Consider the following 2,796-nt stretch of genomic DNA (forward strand, 5'->3'; position numbering starts at 1 on the left):
TCCGCGCGCGGCCGTATTCGTTCGCGATCGCCTCGGGCAGCGCGACGTGGCGGCCGATGTCGACGCCGGCGTTCGCGCGGATCTCGTCGCGAATCGCGAACGCATTCGCCTGCGCGCGCGCCTCGGCGAGCAGCGCGGAGCGCACATAGCGTGGCGTCGAGCCGTAGTCGAGCCGGAGCGTACCGGTCGCGGCCTCGACCGCATGGCCGGCTTCGTGCGCGAGCACGTAAACCATCGATCCGGTCGAGCGCAGGCCGCCGTCGATCGTGATGCGCCGCTGCTGCGTGTCGATCTTGCTGCCTGCGCCGGCCTTGCCGCGCACGACTTTCCATCCCGCGCCGCGCACGAGCTGCAACTGCTGCGACAGCAGGCTCGACGCATCGATCAGGCGATAGGCTTCCTTCGGCAGCGGCGCGCCGCCGAAGCGCATCCGTACGCGCGTGACGATCGACGGCTTCTGCACGAACGCGTCGGGTGCAGGCGTTTCGGCGAGTTCGGGATGCGCGAGTTCGATGTTGCCGCGCTCGAGCCCTTGCGTCAGTGCGCGCTCGATGACCGAGAGGCGCTGCAGCGCGGTGAAATGCTCGCCCGCGCCCATGCCGATCGGGCCCGGGTCGCTCAGCAGGAAATCGCCGCGGCGCGTGAACAACCCCTGCAGGTCGAAGCCGATGCCCGTGCGTTCGACGACTTCGCGAATCTGCCGGATGTGCTCGAGCGCGGCACGCGACACCACGCGCGGCAGCGCGCCCGTCTCGAAGCCGAAGCTGTGGAACACGCCGAGCGGCCGGTACAGCACCGCGACGCGGTTGAGGGCGGAGAACGGGCCGCTCATCGTCAGGGTTTGCAGGCCGTACGAGGCGAGATCGTCGAGCGCGATGCTTTCGTCGATCGCCGCGTCAAGCTGGCGGCCCTCCGACGTATGCGGGCCTTTGTCGTACACCGCGAGCGCGGCGTCGTGACCGAGTGCGAACACGGTTTTCTCGCCGCCGCTGCCGAGCAGTTCGCCGACGTGACGGTCGACGTCGATCCGCCTGGCCGGATGACCTTCGACGTGCACGCCTTCGGCGTCGGCCGTCAGTGGGCCGAGGTCGTGCGGCGCCGCGGGCGCCGGGTCGAAGCGGCGGAACGTGTCGGTGTCGAGCAGCGCCGCGTGCTCGCCGACCGCGCGTCCGGGCGGCGCGTACACCGGGCGCTGCCACAGGTTCGCGAGCTGCGCGGCGGCCGCATCGCCACCGTGCTTCGCGGACAGCACGATCGAATAGCCGTCCTGGATGATGAACGCGGGTGCCTGGTCGAGCGCGTATTCGTGCACGCCGACCGGGTGGCCGCCGGCGAGCAGCGTGCCGTCCGGCAGCGTGTCGGCGTGCAGCATCAGCACGCCTTCGTCCTGCATCACCGTGAAGTGGCGGCTGCGCGCCGCCTGCAGATCCGCGATGGCCGGCACCGGCCCGTCACCGAACGGCGACGCGTATTCGGCATGCGCCTGGCTCCACGCCACGCGTTCGTCGAAGCTGCGCACGCCGCGCGGCGCGTCGCCGGTCTCGCGCATCTGCGGCGCGGGCATCCGGCGCGGAATGCCGCCGCGGCGCTTCTGGCGGGCCCATACGTCGTTGTAGAACTCGCGGTAGGTCTCGCCGTCGCGGCCCGACACAGGCGCGTCGGCGAACGCATCGACGAGCCGGCCGACCGTGCCCGCGTAGTCGTGCGACGGCGCGCGCCACACGTTGCCTTCGTGCTCGATCGCGTCGGGCAGCCGCACGTGTGCGGCGATGTCGCCGCCGCCGGCCAGCTGGATCTCGTAGCGCGCCTCGAACGCGTTGATCTGCGCGCGTGCCTCGGCTTCGAGCGCCTTGCGCGTGAAGCCGCTGCGGTTGCGATAGTCGAGGTTCAGCACGCCGGCCATCGCCTCGACCGCATGCCGCGCTTCGTGCGCGAGTGTGTACGTGATGCTGCCCGGGTGCTGGAGGGCGCCGTCGATCGTCACGCGGCGCTTGCGCGGATCGATGCGGCTGCCGCCGCCGCGCTTGCCGAGCGTCACGCGCCAGCCGGCGTCCTGCAACATGCGCAGTTGAGTCGCGAGCGTGCCGGACTGCATTGCCAGCGCCTGCGCGGCTTCGGGCAGCGCCGCGCCGCCAAAGCGCATCTGCATCCGCGTGATCCAGCCGGGGTTCGGCGCCGCAGGGTCGGGCGGCGGCGTTTCCGTCATTTCCGGATGCGCGGCGGCGAGCCCGATATCGTCGTTCGCGGCGGACGGCCGCTCGCCGGCTGCGTTCGTGCGGGCGGTCTTGCCGTCGGCGCCGGCGTCTGCCGCCTTGCCGGCGGGGGCGCTGTCGGTGCCCGTGTCGTGTTCCGCCGTACGTTCGACGGTGGCGGGACGCTCCGGCTTGACGAGCACGAGCACGCGATTTGGTGCGCTGAAAATGCCGTCGAGCGCGCTGACGGGTTCGGCCGTCGCGGCCGGGCGCGGCAGTGCCGGTTCGTTCGGACCGCGCTTGCCGGCGAGCACGATCACCGTGTCGTCGGCGGCGGCAGGGCGGGGCGTTGCCGGCGAGGCTTCTTCAGCCGCGGCCGCGGCGCCGCCGGGCATGCCGGATTCGGCCGACGCGGCTTCCGGCGCGGGATCGAAGCGCAGGACACGTGCGCCCGCGTGCAGTTGGCCGTCGGGGCCGAACGCGTCGGGCGCGGCCGCATAGACGGGTTTCTGCCAGCGGTTCGCGAGTTCGGGCGCGAGTGCCGCGTCGTGCTCGCCCGCGACGACGATCACGGGTTCCTCGAGATCCTGCGGACGCAGCGCGG

The 2,796-nt window shown here is 72.1% G+C and carries 1 pseudogene; it reads right to left on the minus strand.

What is annotated here, in order from left to right:
* A pseudogene (locus tag G3O06_RS47415) lies at positions 1-2,796 on the minus strand (LWXIA domain-containing protein); the annotation flags it as partial.

Origin of the sequence: Burkholderia sp. Ac-20345 (assembly GCF_017104825.1) — a bacterium.
Classification (GTDB): Bacteria; Pseudomonadota; Gammaproteobacteria; order Burkholderiales; family Burkholderiaceae; genus Burkholderia; species Burkholderia lata_B.